Genomic DNA, 17,774 nt, shown 5'->3' with positions numbered 1-17,774 from the left:
GAATCCCAATCGGATTCCAATCGGTGCGCCGTAGCGTCCCGACGCGGTTGCTGCTGCCGGCCGCGTCCATCAGACGGGCCTCCGACCGAGTAGCGACCAGAACAGAGAAAGGCTGCAATGACTGACATACCGCCAGGGAACTACCCTCCGCCGCCGGCAGGCGGCCCACCGCCCGCGGGCGGACCACCCAACAACAATCTGGTCTTGGGCATCCTCGTCACCATTTTCTGCTGTCTGCCGTTCGGAATCGTGTCCATCGTCAAGGCGACCCAAGTCTCGGGCCTGTGGGGCCAGGGCCAGTTCCAAGCCGCACAAGCAGCCGCCGATGAGGCCAAGAAATGGGCATTATGGGGCGCGATCGCCGGCGCTGTGGTGCTTGTGATCTACCTGGTGTTCACCTTCGTGAACGGCGCACAGTCCTACGGGGCTGCCTTTACGTGAGGCAACTCGACGGTGGCCGCCACACCCGCGGTGGTGCTGGCGGTTCACCGCCGAGGAGTTGCGCCGGCACTGACAGCATTGGGCGACAACGGAATCCGGGTAGCGGCAGCTGGGGCGCTCGCCTGCGGGAAGCTGCCGGCCGACAACACACCACGTCAGTCTTGAGACGATGGCCCGGGCGATCCGTGAGGGGCGGTCGAAGCTGTGTGCACACTGTCGGGGCTGGCAGGAATCGAGGTTGTCGGCTCCTGCGCACCACTCGAAGGCGAAGGCGTGGCCGGGGCTTTCGACGCGGACCCACCGCTGCCGCTGTCTACCCCCATCGCGAAGCCGACCAGGAAAAGTACCGCCACAAATCCGAAGACGATCAGACGCATGGTCATTTCGTGGCTCATGATGCTCCTCCTTACTGCGCCGGGTAAAGAGACGCTATGACGGCTGCCGGGTCACGGCTGCAGTCGGCAGTCCCCCGGTGCAGGGCCGAAGGTCACTTGTCAATGCGGCGCGGTACCCGTTGCATGCCTGACTCCTTCGCAGCGGCCGAGAGCCGATTCAGACCGCGCTCCCGGCGTCGCCAAAATTTTCATATCCGGCAATTTTTGCCGGCATGCAGCGCATACTCGTTGGCGATGAGCGCAGCACAACGCCGTGAGTTGCACATCGTCGCAGTGATGGCGCTGTGGCTGGCGATTGTTTGCTCGGTACCGGTGGCGCGGTCGGCGCCTGGCGACGGCGGACAGTTAGCTGACGCACCGACCTTGGGGCTGGCGGCACTTGGGTCCGAACCGACTCTGCAGTTCTACGGCGACCAGGGATCCGTCGATCTGACGATTCCGGTGCCGCAAGGCATGGCCGTTGACGGCTTGAACGCGGTGGTCGAAATGCCGGTGAACGTGTCCGCTGCAACTGTCACCGCAGTCCAGGACGATCGGGGCTTGTCCCGGGTGGATCTACCCCCGCGCGGCGGCCCCATCTCGATTCCATTGACAGGCGCGAAGATAACCGACCATGCGGTGGCGGTGACATTACGCAGCTATCTCACCGCAAACCAGGGTTACTGCCTGGACCCATCGAATCCGATGCGGCTCGTCGCGGCAAATATCCGCTACGCCGGCCGGGAGTTGCCACCACGCGCAGTTGCCGACTTCCTGCCGCCGGTGCTCACACAATTGAATCTGTTCCTGCCACGCAATCCGACCAGAGCGGAGTCGGAGACGGCAATGCGCCTGGCGCAAGCCGTCGTCGCCCATTACGGGAAGCAGTATCCGAAGGTGACTGTGTCGGCGCTGCCGGACGACCGGAATATGCCCCCGGAGCCTTCCGGCCCGTTGCAGCGCCAGATCGTGTTCCGAGAATCTCCGAGCGTGGGTGTCGCACTGCAGGGTGAGGCAGGCGTGCCCTCCCTGTTGGTGTCGGGCCCCGCCGATCGTTTGATCGACCAGGCTCGACTCCTGTCGAGTGAAATGAGTCGGCTCGCCGTGAGCTCCAAAGCCGTAGTCGGCCCGCTTCGGCCGAGCCCGTTGCTGCCGCCGAAGGTGACCACCTTGCGCGACCTCGGTCAAGCCGGCCTACGCGCCACCGCGCTGGCGCCGCAGGTCTCCATCGGATTGGACCAGACGCGGTTTGGCCGAGCGGTGCACAGCGTGCGCATCCATTTGCGCGGATCGCATACCCCGCTGCCAGTGTCAGTCGCCGGCCAGGTGGTGGCATCTGTGGGCGGCCAGACGGTCGATCGATGGCCGGTCGAAACGTCGGGATCGATCGATCGGTGGGTCGATGTTCCCGATGAGCTGCTGATGCGCTACACCAACCTTGTTGTCGCGGTGGACATCTCCGGAAACACCGGACGCTGTGGCGAATTCCAGCCGATCACGTTGACGGTCAACGGCGATAGCCAGATCGAAAGCGGCACAGCGAAACCCCCGCTGCCGGGCAGTTTTCAGGCCGTCCCGCAGACGTTGATGCCACGCGTGGCAATCGGCTTCAACGGTGGATTCGATGACACCCGACGGGCGGTGGCGATCTTGGTGGCACTTCAGCGATTGAGCGCGCTGCCCTTCGACATCACGGCAACGTCGGTGGCAGAAGCAATCTCCTCACCCGCGCCGGCGATCCTGATCAGCGCCGACGGATGGTCGGACGGACGCATAGCGTTGCCTGTTTCCGTCGGCTCGGCTGATCAGATCACTGTCGAACACGTCGACGGCAGCCCGGCCGACGGCACGTTGACACTTGACCCCGCACAGAAATTCGGTGCGCTGCAAACCAAGTACGACGGCAAACGCATGCTGCTCATCGCCACGTCGAACAAGGCGCCCGAACAGCTGGACGAGTTATTGGAATGGATCAACGCCGACGTGATCCGGTGGTCCCGAGTGTCCGGAGGCGTCCTCATCGGGATGCCGGACCGGGACCCCGTCGTGGTTGGCACCGACAATGCCCGAAGCACGGACGCACCGTTGGCCCAGAGTGGATTCCACGGGTGGCGAGTTGTCGGAGCCGGGGCCGCCGCGCTGACCCTCATCGGGGCCGTCCTCGTCATTCGGCGCCGCAAGAGAAGGCGCCGCGAACCATGACCGCTGCTGCCGCGACCGCAGAAGGCTCCGCGTCGCGTCCTATCGCAGCGATCCGAGAGCTGACGTCATGGTGGTACTCCCGGCATCCGACATACCGACTGTTGTCACGCTGGGTGATCATCGCAATCTGTACCGGTATTGCGTTCGACGACAGCCTCGAGGTACTGGTTACCAGCACGCGCAAACATGACCTGGTCGGTTATATCTGGACCCTGCCTCTGGTCGCGATCTTGGTCGCAATCGGTGTGTCTCGTCGGCGGCGCGGCGAACTACCCATTCACGATCGCCAGACAGACATCATCGTCGGAACGATGGGACTGATTCTGGCGGTTCTCGTCGAGAAGGTACTGCTCCCGCGTTTCAATTTGTACTACCACCTGCTGCACCTCGATCTGGTGGCGATGTGGTTGTTCGTCCTCAGCTCGGGCGTGCTCCTGTTCGGCCTTCGGCCGGTGACCCGCTTCGGATGGGTCTGGGCAATGCTGTTCATGGTCTTCCCGCTGCCCTACTTCGTGCTGGTTTTCGTTCTGGGCGGTGGACGTTTCGCGGCCGGTCTGGCGGCGCTGGTCGTTTCGGGTGTCGGGACCGGCATCGCCGTCGGCCGGACGCTCCGACGTGGATTCGTCGGTTCACTGATGTCATGGCTGATCGGTCTCGCTGTCTTGAATGCCCTTGCGGCGCAATGGCCCAGCGCGCCAGTGCTCGCCTACCAGTTGATCCCGACACTGACCGCGATCACGGGCGCGAGCATCTTCATGTTCATCAGCGGACGCCGCGGCATGCCCAAGCCACTTTTCGATCGCGCGGTCGCACCCGTCGCGTCGAATCAAGTATGGGGCGCGTCGATCCTCGTTGTGACAGCGGCGTTGCTGCTGATGCTCATTCCCTTGCCGCCACAAGCCACCTCCACGAGCATATCTCGTGGGGCCGCAACGCCACTCGTGGCCGGTCGCCCTCTCACCACGCCGCCGGGCTGGCACACGACGGACGTCCGTGACTACCCATGGGTACGCCAGCTTTACGGCGACGGCTCTGTACTCGTCCGCCAGCAGATGACCGCGGACGTCGGCGAGACGCGCTTCGACAAACTGGGTCGACCACGGACGCTTGTCGTTTACAGCCTGGTCAGTCGACGTCCATTCGCCTTCGACGTCTATCCGGCCCGTGTGGTGTACGGGTTCTCCCAGGCGCGGATAAGTCAGTCGCGGATGGTTGACCTCGGGCATGGCGTGACTGGCCAGATGCAGACCATCGTTGATGAGAAGCAACTCATCACGTGGACATCGATGCGGTTCGCGTGGGGCGATTCGCATCTCGGGCAACGAGTCTCCATCTTCGCCGTCGATAACCATGATCCTGGCGCACCTTTCCCCGCGCCCTCCACCTCGCCGTGGTCCGCGATGGGGGCCCTCTTCACCATGCTGATCCGGGGCAATGCTGTACTCGACGAACACAATTCGCACTTCAAAGACGCCACACTGCTCACCGAATTCGGCCGTAAGCTGGTTGCCGCCCAGTTTGGAGCAGTGGCACAAACCCCATGAGACCAGGCACGAGTAGGTCAGTTCCAGACGTAAATGACCCGGCGGAGCGGGCCTACGCATTGAGACGCGCGATCGACGGTTTGCGCGAAGATGATCCGATTCGATCGGCGTCGGTCTCCTTGGTACCGTGGCAGCGACTGATGATCTGGTCTGGCCTGACAATCGTTCTCGCCTGCGCACTCTGGCGGCCGCTGACTACGACGGTGGTACTGGTCGCCGTCTGCACAGTCGCCTACCTGCTGACGATGGCGGATCGAGTGCTGATCTTCCGAGAAGGCTTGGCATCTCGCGCGATCGTGATCAGCGACGCAGAGGCGCGGGCATTGCCAGACGAGGAATTGCCGCAGTACACCATCCTCGTTCCCGCCTACCACGAACCGGAGGTGGTCGGCGATCTCATCGGTTCGATAGCTGCATTGGAGTACCCGCCCGACAAACTCCAAGTGCTACTACTCCTGGAAGCCGACGACGAGGTCACCATTGCGGCAGCCAAGGGATGTGCTGATTCCAGTGCCATCACGATTGTCCTGGTCCCACCGGCTGAACCGCGTACCAAACCCAAAGCCTGCAACTACGGTCTGCACTTCTCCAGTGGCGACATCATCACCATCTACGACGCCGAAGACATGCCGGAACCGCTTCAGCTGCGACGCGTGGCGGTCGCCTTTCGACAGCTGCCAGACAACGTCGCCTGCGTGCAGGCCAAACTGGCTTATCACAACGGCCACCAGAACATGCTCACCGCATGGTTCACTGCCGAGTACGCGCTGTGGTTCGGCTACCTCTTACCCGGGATGATGATATCCACCTCGCCAATTCCTTTGGGCGGCACGTCAAATCACCTACGCCGTGCCGTGCTCGACGAGATCGGCGCATGGGATCCGCACAATGTCACCGAGGACGCTGACCTCGGATTGCGCATCGCCGCAAGCGGATACCACACGGCGGTGATCGATTCGAGCACCCTCGAGGAGGCCAACAGCGACGCCATCAACTGGATTCGCCAGCGCTCCCGTTGGTACAAGGGCTATCTGCAGACGTGGCTGGTACAGGTGCGTCGACCTATTCGGCTACTACGAACGATCGGGCCTCGCAGCTTCCTGCGGTTCAACCTCGTGTTGGGCGGCACGCCAATTGTGGCTGTCTTGAACCTCGTCTTCTGGCTCATAACCGTCCTGTGGTTCCTTGGCCAGCCCACCCTGGTCGAGGCCATCTTCCCTTGGTACGTCTACTTTCCCGCGCTGGCCGCGTTGGTCCTCGGTAACGGCGCCACGCTCTACATGAACTTGATCGCGCTACGGGAGGACGACCGCTCCGATCTGCTGTGGGCCGCGCTGACCGTCCCGGTGTTCTGGGCGATGATGAGTATCGCCGCTGCCAAAGGGCTGTATCAACTGATTCGTAGTCCGTCTTACTGGGAGAAGACGTTCCATGGACTCTCTGATACGCCCGTGCATTCACCAGAATCAGCGCAAGCGCCATGACCCGGCTACTGTCCGAGCGCGGCCTCAAGGTGTTGCTCTTCGGCACCACATTCGCCACATACTCGGCAGTCGGATATTGGCTGCAGGTTCGTCACGGCTTCATTCTCGGGGACGCTCTATCACGGGTCTCAGCTGCGCAGGCGGTGCTCTTCAGTCGCGATCCGCACCTGGCCGCAATCGGCTTCATCTTCACTCCGCTTTCGGCCTTGCTACAGATTCCGGCGATTGGGCTCGGCCAGCTCTGGCCCGATATCACCGAGCGGGCGTTCTCCGGTTCCCTGATGTCAGCGGCATTCATGGCCGGTGCGGCGGTCCAAATCCTCAGCATGGGCACCGACCGCGGGCTCGCGCGTCCATATACGTTGACCATCACCCTGCTGTTCGCGTTCAATCCGATGATCCTGTTCTACGGCAGCAACGGCATGAGCGAGGCGCCGTTCATCTTCTTCATTTCCTGGGCCGTCAGGCGACTGATCTTGTGGATGCGCGACGACGACGTCCACCACCTGGTGACGGCCGGCGGCATTGCCATGGGTCTGGCGTACCTCACGCGCTATGACGCACTGGCGTGCATCGCCGCGGCCGGCGCGTTGATCGGGACCACCACCTATCTGCGAGCGCGTCCGCCACCGCGCGTACGACGAGCGGTGTTGGATCTTCTGATGGTCAGCGGCCCTGGCGTTGTCGCGTTCATCGGATGGGCGGCGATCAGCTGGCTGATCACCGGTGAGGCCTTCGCCCAATTCACCTCGCAGTACGGCAATACCGCGATCCTCGCGCAGTCCGGCCAAAGCAAGCCGGCGTTCGGTAATGGCCTCGGGTTCGCAGCGACCTGCACCATGCTGCTGGCACCCGCCCTCGTCCCAGTCGGACTCTGCGCCGTGTCACGGCGGTGGCGGTGCCCCAGCTGGACCGCCATCCTGCCACCAGTCGCCATCTACGGCGCCGCGTTGGGATTCCAATCTCTCAGCTACGCAACGGGTTCGACATTTCCTTTCCTGCGGTTCTACATCGTCGCAATTCCGTTTACCGCCTGCCTGGCGATGCTCGCCGTGCCCGACCAGATCAGTGCGCCCGTGAAGCGCCGAGGCAGGTACGCCCCAGCAGTGCCGCAACCGAGGCCGTCCACGAGCCGGCACCCGTACGCGGTTCCAGTCGGCGTCGTCGCCGCGTTGGCGATATCGATACCGGTCACCCTTTGGGGAATGCGCCAACCTAAGTACGCGCCTCAGGAATACGCACTCGGCTCCGTACTGGCACCGCAGCCGGACAGTGTCAGCGATCGCGAAGCCACTGAGCGCAGCATCGCCGCCAGCTTCTCGACGGAACGCGAAATCGCACATTACCTCGATGATTTGGCCCTGCCCGAGGGGTCGGTAATCCTCGACACCGAGTACGGCTTTGCCGTCGTCGCCGCATCACATCGCCCAAGAACCTTTGTCGTACCGTCAGATTTTGATTTCGTCACGGACCTCGACGAACCCGTAAGAAATGGCATCAAGTATCTCCTGGCCGTGCCGCGGGTTGGACGCGGGACAGTCGACGCACTCAACTTGCGCTACCCCACGCTGTACGACACCGGCGCAAACATCGCCACCCTCGAATTGGAGATTCCGAACAACGGTGCCAATCAGCCGACCTGGCGGCTGTACCGGGTGAACCAGGCTGAGTCAGACCTGGCAAGTTGAGTCGTTGATTCACAGCGAGCCGGCCACGCGCTCGGCCCCCTGGCACGGCCCAATCACCAACTTCCACAGTCATTCCCACAGGAATCACCGAGGTTCCTGTCAGACAATGCCGTACTAGAGTTTGACGACAACGACGGTAACCCCACCGCCTACAGTCCTGCCACGTGCCGCCGGGAGGGAGGCTGCAGGAATGAGCCAGGCCGGTCTCGACGTGAGCGTGCTGGGACCGCTGCAGGTCAGCCTGTCCGGAACACCGGTCCCCCTCGGCGCTTCGAAACAGCGCGCGGTATTCGCGATGCTGGTGATCAACCGGAACCGGGCGATCAGCGCAGATACGTTGATCGACGCGGTGTGGGGTGACGATCCGATACCCGCGGCCCGCGCGAGCGTGCAGGCATACATCTCCAACCTGCGCCGGCTACTCGGCACCGGTCGGGATGACGCGCGCACCGTACTGGCCAGTGCGCCACCGGGATATTGCCTGCGACTGGACGACACCGACTACGACTTGGGGCGCTTCAAACTCGCGACGACCGCAGCCCTGCGGTCCTCGGCCGCCGGCCAATTCGAAAGTGCCACCTGCGACTTGACGGCCGCTCTGTCCGAGTGGCGGGGGCCGGCTCTGGACGACCTGCGCGGCTATTCATTCGTCGACACCTTCACCACGGCCCTGACCGAAGAGAAATTGACAGCCCACGTCGTCCGCGCGGAAGCCGAGATTGCTTGCGGCCGAGCCAATTCTGTGATCGGCGAGCTGGAAGGGCTCGCCGCCGAACATCCCTATCGGGAACCGCTGTGGGTTCAGCTCATCACCGCGTACTACGTCACCGAACGACAATCCGACGCACTACAGTGCTACCAACGCGTCAAGATCAGACTCGCCGAGGACCTGGGCATCGACCCCGGCCCCACCTTGAGCGCGATCTACCGTCGGATACTGCGCCAGGAGCCGCTCGACACAAAGAGTGCCGCCCAAGCGACAGCAACGCGCACGCTGATCAAATCTGCGGCAAATCTCGACACCGGTGGACAACCGAGGACCGCTGGACTCCGTTATGCCAGTGGCCGATTCGTGCAATTACCGCAACCGGTCACACGTATCGGTCGACTCTCCGACAACGACATCGTCCTCGACGACGCAGCCGTCAGCAGGCATCACGCCATCATCGTCGACACCGGGACGGGATTCGTCATCACCGATCAACGTTCGGCCAACGGCGTCGAAGTCAACCGACACCGCATCGCCAATAGTGCCAATCTCGACAACGGGGACCATATCCGGATCGGCGACAACGAGTTCATCTTCGAAACCGGTTCGGCCTGAGAGCTCATAGTGCGCATTGCCACGCCGGTCCGGAGATGACAATCGGCGTTGCGGCCATAGGGGCGAAGCGGCTCTGCACTTTTCCTCGGCGGCGCCTTCGTGGCGTTCTAGAACGAACTGACCACCAGCAGAAACAAGACACAAGAATCACCCAAGAACGACGCAAGAACTTGCCCGCACTCTCTACGTGACCGGCCGACACGCGGCCAATCGCCAGCGAGGAAGAGACGGACACCATGGGCTCTCGGGAACTCACCCACATCACCCCCAGCGGCAGCGGGAAGGGTTGGTACCGGTCGGATGTCCATGGCGGCAGCTCCGATTCAAGCGACCCCGCCAACGGCTGGAAGATCAACGCCGACGGCAGCTGGACCGATCCCCAAGGCACCACCTACACCAAAGACGGTTGGATCGACAGCCAGGGTTACATTCACGAGGCCAACGGTGACATCGTCGAGCCCGGCCCCTTCGGCCAGGACAACCTTGTCGTGCATCCAGACGGCACCTACTTCGATCCGGGCCTGCCCAACGGCGGCGGAACCGTCAACCCCAAAACCGGCTCCTGGGTGGACGCGAACGGAACCATCCATTCCCCGAGCGGGCTCACCCTCGACCCAGACGGCAACACCACGTACCCCGACGGTCAGGTGCAGACCTCTGGCGGCTGGACCATCAACTCCGACGGCACCTGGACCGATCCCGACGGCAACACCTATTACATCGACGGCACCTGGACCGACCGCGACGGCAACTTGCACTACACGGACGGCACCTGGACAGACAAGGACGGCGTCACTCACTACGAGAACGGCGACACATCGCTCCCCGGGCCATTCGGCGGGTCCTACGTGTACCACCAGGACGGCAGCTGGACGGACCCCGACGGCACTCAACACAACAGTGACGGCACGATCCACACCGGGTTCACCGTGACTGCTGGTGACACCACAGGTGATGCCGTCGACGTCGTCACTGGAGCCGGCGACATCGGTGGTGACGACAGCGACATCTACGACACCTCCTCCGCCGAAGGCGATGTCGGCACCAGCGCATCGACCGATGCCAGTGACGTCTACGACGTCTCCCCCACCGATGACGGCAGTTCCTCGGGCGACAGCTCCTCGGACGACAGCTCCTCGAACGACGACCACCACGACGACGACAACACCGACGATCAGACCGCCGCGCCCGCCGACCCGCCCGCTCCCGACGACGGCGGCCCCACCGGCGGCAGCGACTCGGATCCCGAAGGCGACGGAGAAGAACGTCCCGGCCTGGGCCACCACGCCCACCCCGCGCGCGGCAGCACCCCCGCCGGTCATGGCACCGGCACCGCCGGCACTGGAGACACGGACAACGCCGGCGGCGGCTACGGCTGGACCCACTTCGGAGCTCCGCGCTCGGACGACGGCGACAACGGAGACGAGAAGCCCAGCCTCGGACACCACTCGACCCGGCACGACTCCGGCCACGGCCCCCACCTGCCCGGCAGCGGCCTGCAGGGCAGCACCGGCGACTCCGACTACGTCGGCGGCGGCTACGGCTGGAATCTGCACGGCGCACCCCGCGCAGACACCGCCGTACCCGGCATCGGTGACTCTGTCGGATCAGCCACCACAGGCCTTGCCGGTCAGGGTATTTCGACAGGAGGTGGACTGACCGTCGACTCCGCACCGCTGCCGGGCGGCGCTGGACCGCAGCGGCGCCCGGGCCGGCGCTCGCGCCACGGCCGCGCCCGGCTGTTGGTCTCCGCCGGCCTGTTTCTGGCCTTGCCGATCGGAGCGCTCGCCCTCACCTTCGGCGGCGCGCGGCCGTCCGGCGGCCCGACCACATCGCCGGTGACGTCCACCACCGCGGCCGTGCCTACGAGTGCGATTGTGCCGCCCAGCGATTCGGTGCCCGTTCCGGCGCCGCTGCCGCAGGCGACCGAACAGACGACGCCGCCGGCACCGGTCGTCACCACCACCCAGACTGTCCCGGTCACCACCACCACCGCATCCGCGCCAACGCCGGCTGACGAAACCAGCACCGTCCCAACGACATCAGCGAATGCGCCCACAACAACAATTACCGCCACCCCACCCCGCACGCCGATCATCCTGCCGCCCAGCGTCATTGCACCGATCCCGGTGATCCCGAACCACCACAGCGCTACCGGTGGCTCCGCGCCTCGCATCAGCACCGATTCGGCACCCCACAACATCGACGGGGTACCCCGGCAGCGGACCATCACTCACCACGGCTCCTAGCCAGACCGCGACAACGTCGAAATAGCCAGAGCGGGTCAGGAATTCAACATCCTGACCCGCTCTCTTCGGACTGTCAGCGTCACACCCGGGTGGTGACTTCGGCGAGCGCGCGATCCAGCATGTTCAGCGACCGAACGGCCGCGCGCACTGGACCGGGCCGCATCTCCGGCATCCCGATGTCGAAAGCAGCCATTTCACTTCGCTTTTCCACGTAGTTCAGGTCGTCGCCGGCAACCAGTTTCCGCACCCGCGCCAGTGCATCACAGGTCCGTGCCACGGCTTGCTCCAGCGCGTCGGCTGCACCCTCGGGAAGCGCGCCGCCATGTGACGCGGTCACTCCGGCGCGAGCCAGTGCGTGAGCGGAGCGGTTGGCAATCTGCAATCCGCGCATCAGCCGCCGGACGCCATGCCGCAGTTCCGAAAGTGGGCCCATCTGAAGGGGCTTACCGGCAGTAATTGCCGCCTTCAAAGCATTATCCATCCGACGGGTATCCGCCACGAGATCGCTGGCATCGTCGGGCGTCAGCACCTCTGCCACCGCGGTGTTGATGACCTTCTCCATCTGGCCCAGGTAGTCGTCGACCTTGTCGACGAACGTGGCGCGCGTCTTGGTCGAGAAGATGAAGTACGCCGAGGCGATGCCCACCAGACCACCTGCGGCTGTTTCTGCGATCCGCACTTCCAGCACCTGGAGGCTGAAATTGCCCAGCAGTCCGTACAGCATCGCCAACAGCACGGTCACGAAGAATGTCAACCAGAAATAGGCAACAGTCACCAGATAGAACGCGAAGAACACGCACACAAGAAGGACGGTGATCTGTACGGGCGGGTTCCGCCCGATGACGGCGGCCAGTACCACGCCCGCCACGACCCCGACCACCGTGCCGACGATGCGGTGTCCCGCGCGGGTGAGAATCTCACCGCGCGTCGTGACGCCGGTGAACACCAAGAATGCCGTCAGCACCGCCCAGTACCACCGGTCAGGTGAGATGAGCTCGCCCAGAACGGTTGCCGCGCTTGTCGCCACGGCGACCTGAATCGCGGCTTTGGTGCTGGGGTTCAGTCCAGTCGGTGCTTCCTCGCTGTCGTCCCCGTCTTCCTGGTGGACTCCGGCATCGGCGATGTCCTCGTCGCTGAGACCTCGGGCGTTGGTGGTGATGTGGTGAATTGCCAAGTGCGCCTGCATCGCCCGGTAAGCGGTCACAGTCGCGAGGCCGGCGGAGGTCGACAAGTCTGCCTGGTCCGCTGCCGCGGCACCCATGCGTCGGGCCTGCCGGAGTTGTTTGACGGTGGGATTGTTCATCAGACAGATCTGCAGCGCAGCGACCGCGTCCCGTAGACCGTCGGGCCATGGCTGATCCTGGTCGAGCCACCACAGGAACGACGCGGCCTGCTCCAGCATGATCTGCGCCTCGAATACGCGCAGTGCCAGATCCTTGCTGGTGACGCTCAGCGAGTTCGCCGCCTCATGTCGATCCAGCCAGTCATCGATCAGCAACGCCGTCTCACCGAGCTGATCGAGTCGACGGCGCAAGACCTCGACCTCGACCACGCCGCGCTGCGTGACCGCCACGTCCAAGGCGGCCGTCGAAGCAGCGCGCAACGCGGACAGCAGACGCCGGGCCTCGACGCGCGGCCGCTCCGGAAACAGCAGCACGTGCACCAGCAATGAGGACGTGATCCCGACCGCGACGGCGACCGCCAGCATCGGCATCTGATGCAGCGGAGTGCGCAGGAACAGTGCGAAGAAATAGGAGATGAACGCGACCATCCCCAGCGCGTTCCCCCGGGGACCGTACCGCCGCACCCACACCGCGGCGAACAGGACGGCGATGAAGCCGACGTCGGCGATCTTCCCGTGCGGACCCAGGAATGCGGCGAGCGTGATGGCGCCGATCGCCGGGAAGAACAGCAGCACTGTGGTGATGTTGCGGCTGCGCTGATCACGGTCTTTGACAGCGGCGGACGCCTGCATGGCCACCACGGCGCCGAGCATCGCGACGGTGACCGGCTGCCCTGCCACCCGAGTGAATGCCAGCATCACGCCGATCGCCAGCATCAGCGAGAAGGTGGTCGCTGCCGCACTGCGCAGCCGAATCCGGCCCGGGTCGGCTGCGGTCAGAACACTCGCTCTATTCACCGCCGCCGATAACTGCACAGGTCAATTCTGCGGTACCGACCTGTGCCCGCAGACGCGGAGGTTCGACCCGGGCTGCCGGTCGACCTCAGCCGCGCATCTGCTCGACCGCGCACGACCCGTGGAGTCCACCTGGACGGTCAGCGATGATGTGTGCCGGGACTGGCTTCGAGGGTGGGCCCGGGATGCATTGACCGCTGGATCGCCGGCCCCGGCTCGGGCTTGACGCGTTCGGCGGGGTCGCCGGGCACTCCCAGTCGTGCAGCGAGTGACGGCAGCGCTGCGGCAAACGCTCGGCCGGCGAACGGCCAATCATGTCGACCTTCTGCGAGCACAACGTCACAGGCGATACCGTTGGCCGTTGCCACGGTGCACAGTTCGGAGGCGGCAGCCGCCTCACCAGGGTTACCCCCGCGCTTACCGTGCCCGTCGTCGATGGCCCCGGAAACAACGATGGTTCCGGCGATACCGGTGTAACGGCCATGGCGCGCCATTACCGAGACCGGGTCAAATGCGGTCCAAGCCTGGATGCTGCCTCCGAAAAGCCGATCCACGGTCTGCGCCTTGTCACCCGCATTGGGTCCGCGGTCACCGGCGATGTCCAAGAAGGTGGCGAAGCGTTCGGGGTGCATGACAGCAAGGTCGACAGCGCACGTACCGCCCGCGGAAAAACCGGCTACTGCCCACGAATGAGGGTCAGCACTTACATTCATGCGCATGGTCAGATAGGGCACCACATCACGCACCAAATGATCGGCGGCATTGCCGCGCGGACCGTTGACACACTCAGTATCGATGTTGAACGCGCCTCCCGCATCGACAAAGACGAGCGCCGGGGCATTGCCCTGGTGCTGCGCAGCGAATCGGTCGACAGTGGCGACGGCATCGCCGGCACGAATCCAGTCCGGCGGGGAGTTGAATTCGCCGCCGATCATCATGATGACCGGCAGCGGCGGAGGCGTCGGATTGGAGAACCACACCGGAGGCAGATAGACCAATTCGTCGCGGTGCCCGAAGTGCGGATCGGACGGATTGATCGAGACGCTCATCACCGTCCCGTTCGCGGGCACGGTGTGAGTGCCACGCAGCGCAGCGACTTTCGATGAGTCCAGTTGGTCGGGTAGTGGTCCGCCGACCAGCCCGGTCCACGCCGCACCCACTGTCGGCAGGTACCCCAGCCACGCGTTGATCGTCACCACTGCACACACCAGTGACGTGGCGACGGCACTCAGGGCTACGGCGCGCCGGTTCCACCGACTGCGTCTCCAGCCGGCAACCGATAAGACGGCTGCGATCGCAATCGCGGCAACCCAGAACCACAGCTTCAGCGGAGTCACGCCCGAGATGACGCCCGCCGAGTTCAGGTACCAACGTGCGCAGGCCGCGGCTAGCAGCCCGCACACCGTGGCTATCGGCAGCCATAGCCGCAGCCAGCGCCAATCATGTGGCAGCACGGCCACGCCCAGCAGCACCATCCCGAGAGCCTCGGTCACGACCGGGATAGCACCGTGCGTCAACGATGCGTGCTCGAGCAGCAGCGCCGAGAGCTGGGGTGTTGCGGTCACGATGCCACCTAATTCCCTTGACCGCGTTGATCAATTTACGTGTGGGAGCCATGCCACCCGGCACAGCGCGCCGCTACCGTAACTTCGACGTAACACACACGCAAGACTCCGCACAGCAAACACTTGGTGACGAACTCGGACCAGGTGCCCGACGGCACCGCCGCGGTTCATCTGGAACCGCTCGGTGACCGTCTGAGCGCCACGGACAACCTGCCCTCGAGCGGTCAAATCACCTGCTGGGCCGAGCTGACGGTCGTCATCCGGCGACTCTCGATGAACCGACGATGTAAAGCACCGCCCCGCTATCCGTGACACAACGCGAACGACCTCGACATGTTCTGGGGTTGACCCCGTTTGGTAGACATCCTGATCGCTCGGCTGCGGCTGGGCAGGGAAGGATGGCACCTGATGGGTGCGAAGAGGAAGTCGTATACCCCGGCCTACCGGCGGGAGGCGGCGCATCTGGTGATCGATACCGGGCGCACGATCGCTGAGGTGGCGCGGGAGATCGGCGTGGGTGAACAGCTGCTGGGCCGGTGGGTGGCGATCGAGCGGGCGCAGATGGCTGATCCGCCGACGGCGATCGATGCTGATGAGCGGGCCGAGCTGGCGCGGTTGCGCCGTGAGGTGGCCGAGTTGCGGATGGATCGGGAGTTCCTGAAAAAAGCCGCGGCCTTCTTCGCTGCGGAGAACTCGAACCCGCCGAGGCGTTCGAATTGATCCACGCGCAGAAGGCCGTCGCGCAGATGCCCACCATCGCCCGGATGTGCACGCTGCTGGGTGTATCGCGGTCGGGCTACTACAAGTGGGTCACCGGGCTGCTGGCCCGCGCAGCCGGCACGCTGAGCGGGCGGGCGGCGCGCAACGCGGACCTGGTGGTCAAGATCCGGGCGGCTCATGACGCCTCCGATCAGGTGAACGGCGCTCCGCGGATCACCGCCGATCTGCGGGCCGCCGGTGAAGTCGTTTCCCTCAAGACTATTGCCAAACTGATGCGCCAGAACGGGATTCGCGGTATCAGTCCGCGACCGTGGACACCGCCGACGACCATCGGCGGTGGCGGGCCATGCGTCATACCGGATCTGGTGGCACGCCAATTCGATCGCGGCGAGCTGAACAAGGTGTGGACCTCTGACATCACCTACCTGGCCACCGGGCAGGGCTGGTTGTATCTGTGCGCGGTCCGTGACGGCTGCTCGCGCCGAGTCCTGGGGTACGCCTTCGCCGCCAGTCTGCACACCGACATAGTCGAGCAGGCCTTGCGGCGGGCTGTGTTGTTCCGTGACCCGCCACCGGCCGCCGCGCCGGCCGATCGGGTGATCTTTCACGCCGACCGCGGCTGCCAGTACACCTCGGCGCAGTTGACCGGCGTGGCTAAAGAGGTCGGGGTCCGGTTATCGGTCGGTCGGACCGGTGTCTGCTATGACAACGCGCAACAGGAATCGTTCTGGTCGACACTGAAAACCGAGTTTTATCAACGGCATTCGTTCACCACGCATCGCGAGGCGATCCTGGCGGTCAGCAACTGGATCGAGAACACGTACAACCGGTCACGCCGACACAGCAGTCTGGGCATGATCAGTCCGATAACCTTCGAACGACAGCTCGTCACAACGGCCAACCAGGCCGCTTAACCGATGTCTACCAAACGGGGTGAACCCCAGTTCTTGGGGCTTCGGTATCGAGAACAACCTCCTGCAAGCCCGCATAGCGTGGCGGCACTGAGTTGACCCACACGCCACAGAGTTATACCGACTCGCACTCGTCCATGGCGGACAGACATACCGGCCAAACCCACCCACCGCTCGGCCAGATCAGTCGGGGAGCTCCGTTGCTTAGGCTTGCTCAAGTGAGCACCGCCGACTGGCCATCACTGACAGATCAACGCGACGTCGCCACAGGCCTATACGGACACGACCGGGGAAACCGACTGGTCACCGAATGGCTGGACGATCAAGCAGCCAAAGTCGACAACACCGAGTACGCCCGGCAGTTTTCCGATCACATCACTCTGCCCGGCGTGGTCCCCGCCGACTACGCCCACCGCATGATCGGCTGCCGCGCCGGAAACCTGTTGGGCGGCATAAGGTTCTACCGCCGCAACCCCGACCGGCCCTTCGTGGAAGTCATCGCCCATAGTTTTACCGACCTCGAGGCGCTACGCGACTGCGTCCGCACCGAGTGGTCCATGTTCAGCCCCCTGGACCTACGACTGCGCATCCGCCCCGGCGCCCTGACCAGTCCACACGTACGTCTCGACGTCAGCATCCACGCCGCCCCCTACGCCCACATGACACCACCCGACAGCCGCGTCGTCCTGCAGCCCTTCGTGCACGTCGATGACGCAATCACGCTGGTACAGAAACGCTTTGATCACCTGCGCGAAACGCGACCCGACCTGTACACCAACGTCACCCCTGCCGAACCGGACGACATCCGGGCCTGGCACACCGCTGACCAGTTGCGGGCCATCGTCGCTGACAACCACATCGTCGGGTTGCTGGCGATCGTGCCGGGCGCCGTGGACTGGATCCTCGGTGAGGAAGTGCACGAGGAGATCGTCGACGTGGCATTCGGTGGCCGCGGCTATGCCGCGTCCGCGCAGTCGGCATGGGCACACACCGTGGCCCACGACCGGTCGGTGCATCTGGTCGGCACCATCGACCATCTGAATGTCGCGTCCCGAAAATCGGCGCAGCGCGCCGGACGCCCGCGCGTGCTCGATGACGTCTTCGTTTCACTGAATTGACATCCGCACTCGCATCG

12 protein-coding genes are annotated in these 17,774 nt (G+C 64.3%); 10 read left to right on the top strand and 2 right to left on the bottom strand.

The window, feature by feature from the left end; translation table 11 throughout:
- The first annotated feature begins 117 nt into the window (after nucleotides 1–117).
- From ACX12F_RS08685 to ACX12F_RS08655, 7 genes are all read left to right on the top strand, one after another.
- On the top strand, nucleotides 118–441 hold the full coding sequence (locus tag ACX12F_RS08685) for a CD225/dispanin family protein (protein ID WP_459369192.1): 324 nt from the start codon (nucleotides 118–120) through the stop codon (nucleotides 439–441).
- Between the two features lie 629 nt (nucleotides 442–1,070).
- Nucleotides 1,071–3,017 (top strand): hypothetical protein, encoded by a 1,947-nt coding sequence (locus ACX12F_RS08680; RefSeq protein ID WP_459369191.1) that lies wholly within the window; start codon nucleotides 1,071–1,073, stop codon nucleotides 3,015–3,017.
- 113 nt (nucleotides 3,018–3,130) lie between these two features.
- Nucleotides 3,131–4,561: a hypothetical protein gene (locus ACX12F_RS08675; RefSeq protein ID WP_459369190.1), complete on the top strand. Its 1,431-nt coding sequence runs from the start codon at nucleotides 3,131–3,133 to the stop codon at nucleotides 4,559–4,561.
- Complete coding sequence (locus ACX12F_RS08670) at nucleotides 4,558–6,045, top strand: glycosyltransferase (RefSeq protein WP_459369189.1); 1,488 nt, start codon at nucleotides 4,558–4,560, stop codon at nucleotides 6,043–6,045. Before ACX12F_RS08675 ends, ACX12F_RS08670 begins: the two co-directional genes overlap by 4 nt.
- Nucleotides 6,042–7,733 (top strand): glycosyltransferase family protein, encoded by a 1,692-nt coding sequence (locus ACX12F_RS08665; protein ID WP_459369188.1) that lies wholly within the window; start codon nucleotides 6,042–6,044, stop codon nucleotides 7,731–7,733. Before ACX12F_RS08670 ends, ACX12F_RS08665 begins: the two co-directional genes overlap by 4 nt.
- A 190-nt stretch (nucleotides 7,734–7,923) precedes the next feature.
- Nucleotides 7,924–9,057: a BTAD domain-containing putative transcriptional regulator gene (locus tag ACX12F_RS08660; RefSeq protein ID WP_459369187.1), complete on the top strand. Its 1,134-nt coding sequence runs from the start codon at nucleotides 7,924–7,926 to the stop codon at nucleotides 9,055–9,057.
- Between the two features lie 236 nt (nucleotides 9,058–9,293).
- Nucleotides 9,294–11,306 (top strand): hypothetical protein, encoded by a 2,013-nt coding sequence (locus ACX12F_RS08655; protein ID WP_459369186.1) that lies wholly within the window; start codon nucleotides 9,294–9,296, stop codon nucleotides 11,304–11,306.
- A 79-nt stretch (nucleotides 11,307–11,385) separates the two neighbouring features.
- Here ACX12F_RS08655 and ACX12F_RS08650 read toward each other — a convergent pair whose 3' ends face one another.
- Together ACX12F_RS08650 and ACX12F_RS08645 are read right to left on the bottom strand one after the other, a co-directional pair.
- Nucleotides 11,386–13,464, bottom strand: a complete 2,079-nt coding sequence (locus tag ACX12F_RS08650; protein ID WP_459369185.1) for an FUSC family protein — start codon at nucleotides 13,462–13,464, stop codon at nucleotides 11,386–11,388.
- Between the two features lie 119 nt (nucleotides 13,465–13,583).
- Entirely contained in the window at nucleotides 13,584–15,011 is a 1,428-nt protein-coding gene (locus tag ACX12F_RS08645) for an alpha/beta hydrolase (protein ID WP_459370279.1), read from the bottom strand.
- A gap of 123 nt (nucleotides 15,012–15,134) precedes the next feature.
- On the opposite strand from ACX12F_RS08645, the gene ACX12F_RS08640 reads away from it, so the two are divergent.
- From ACX12F_RS08640 to ACX12F_RS08630, 3 genes are all read left to right on the top strand, one after another.
- Complete coding sequence (locus ACX12F_RS08640) at nucleotides 15,135–15,320, top strand: hypothetical protein (RefSeq protein ID WP_459369184.1); 186 nt, start codon at nucleotides 15,135–15,137, stop codon at nucleotides 15,318–15,320.
- 96 nt (nucleotides 15,321–15,416) lie between these two features.
- A protein-coding gene (locus ACX12F_RS08635) for an IS3 family transposase (RefSeq protein WP_280109264.1) occupies nucleotides 15,417–16,642 on the top strand; the annotation gives its coding sequence in 2 pieces (ribosomal slippage) (nucleotides 15,417–15,677 and nucleotides 15,680–16,642; 1,224 coding nt in all).
- 215 nt (nucleotides 16,643–16,857) lie between these two features.
- Entirely contained in the window at nucleotides 16,858–17,757 is a 900-nt protein-coding gene (locus tag ACX12F_RS08630; protein WP_459369183.1) for a hypothetical protein, read from the top strand.
- Nucleotides 17,758–17,774 lie beyond the last annotated feature (17 nt).

Source organism: Mycolicibacterium sp. HS_4_1, from assembly GCF_054515875.1.
This window is presented reverse-complemented; position numbering and strand designations above follow the sequence as displayed.

What these genes read in the sequence shown, in the direction of transcription:
- ACX12F_RS08685 (WP_459369192.1), top strand. Translation starts at nt 118, where the DNA reads ATGACTGACATACCGCCAGGGAACTACCCTCCGCCGCCGGCAGGCGGC.
- ACX12F_RS08680 (WP_459369191.1), top strand. Translation starts at nt 1,071, where the DNA reads ATGAGCGCAGCACAACGCCGTGAGTTGCACATCGTCGCAGTGATGGCG.
- ACX12F_RS08670 (WP_459369189.1), top strand. Translation starts at nt 4,558, where the DNA reads ATGAGACCAGGCACGAGTAGGTCAGTTCCAGACGTAAATGACCCGGCG.
- ACX12F_RS08665 (WP_459369188.1), top strand. Translation starts at nt 6,042, where the DNA reads ATGACCCGGCTACTGTCCGAGCGCGGCCTCAAGGTGTTGCTCTTCGGC.
- ACX12F_RS08660 (WP_459369187.1), top strand. Translation starts at nt 7,924, where the DNA reads ATGAGCCAGGCCGGTCTCGACGTGAGCGTGCTGGGACCGCTGCAGGTC.
- ACX12F_RS08655 (WP_459369186.1), top strand. Translation starts at nt 9,294, where the DNA reads ATGGGCTCTCGGGAACTCACCCACATCACCCCCAGCGGCAGCGGGAAG.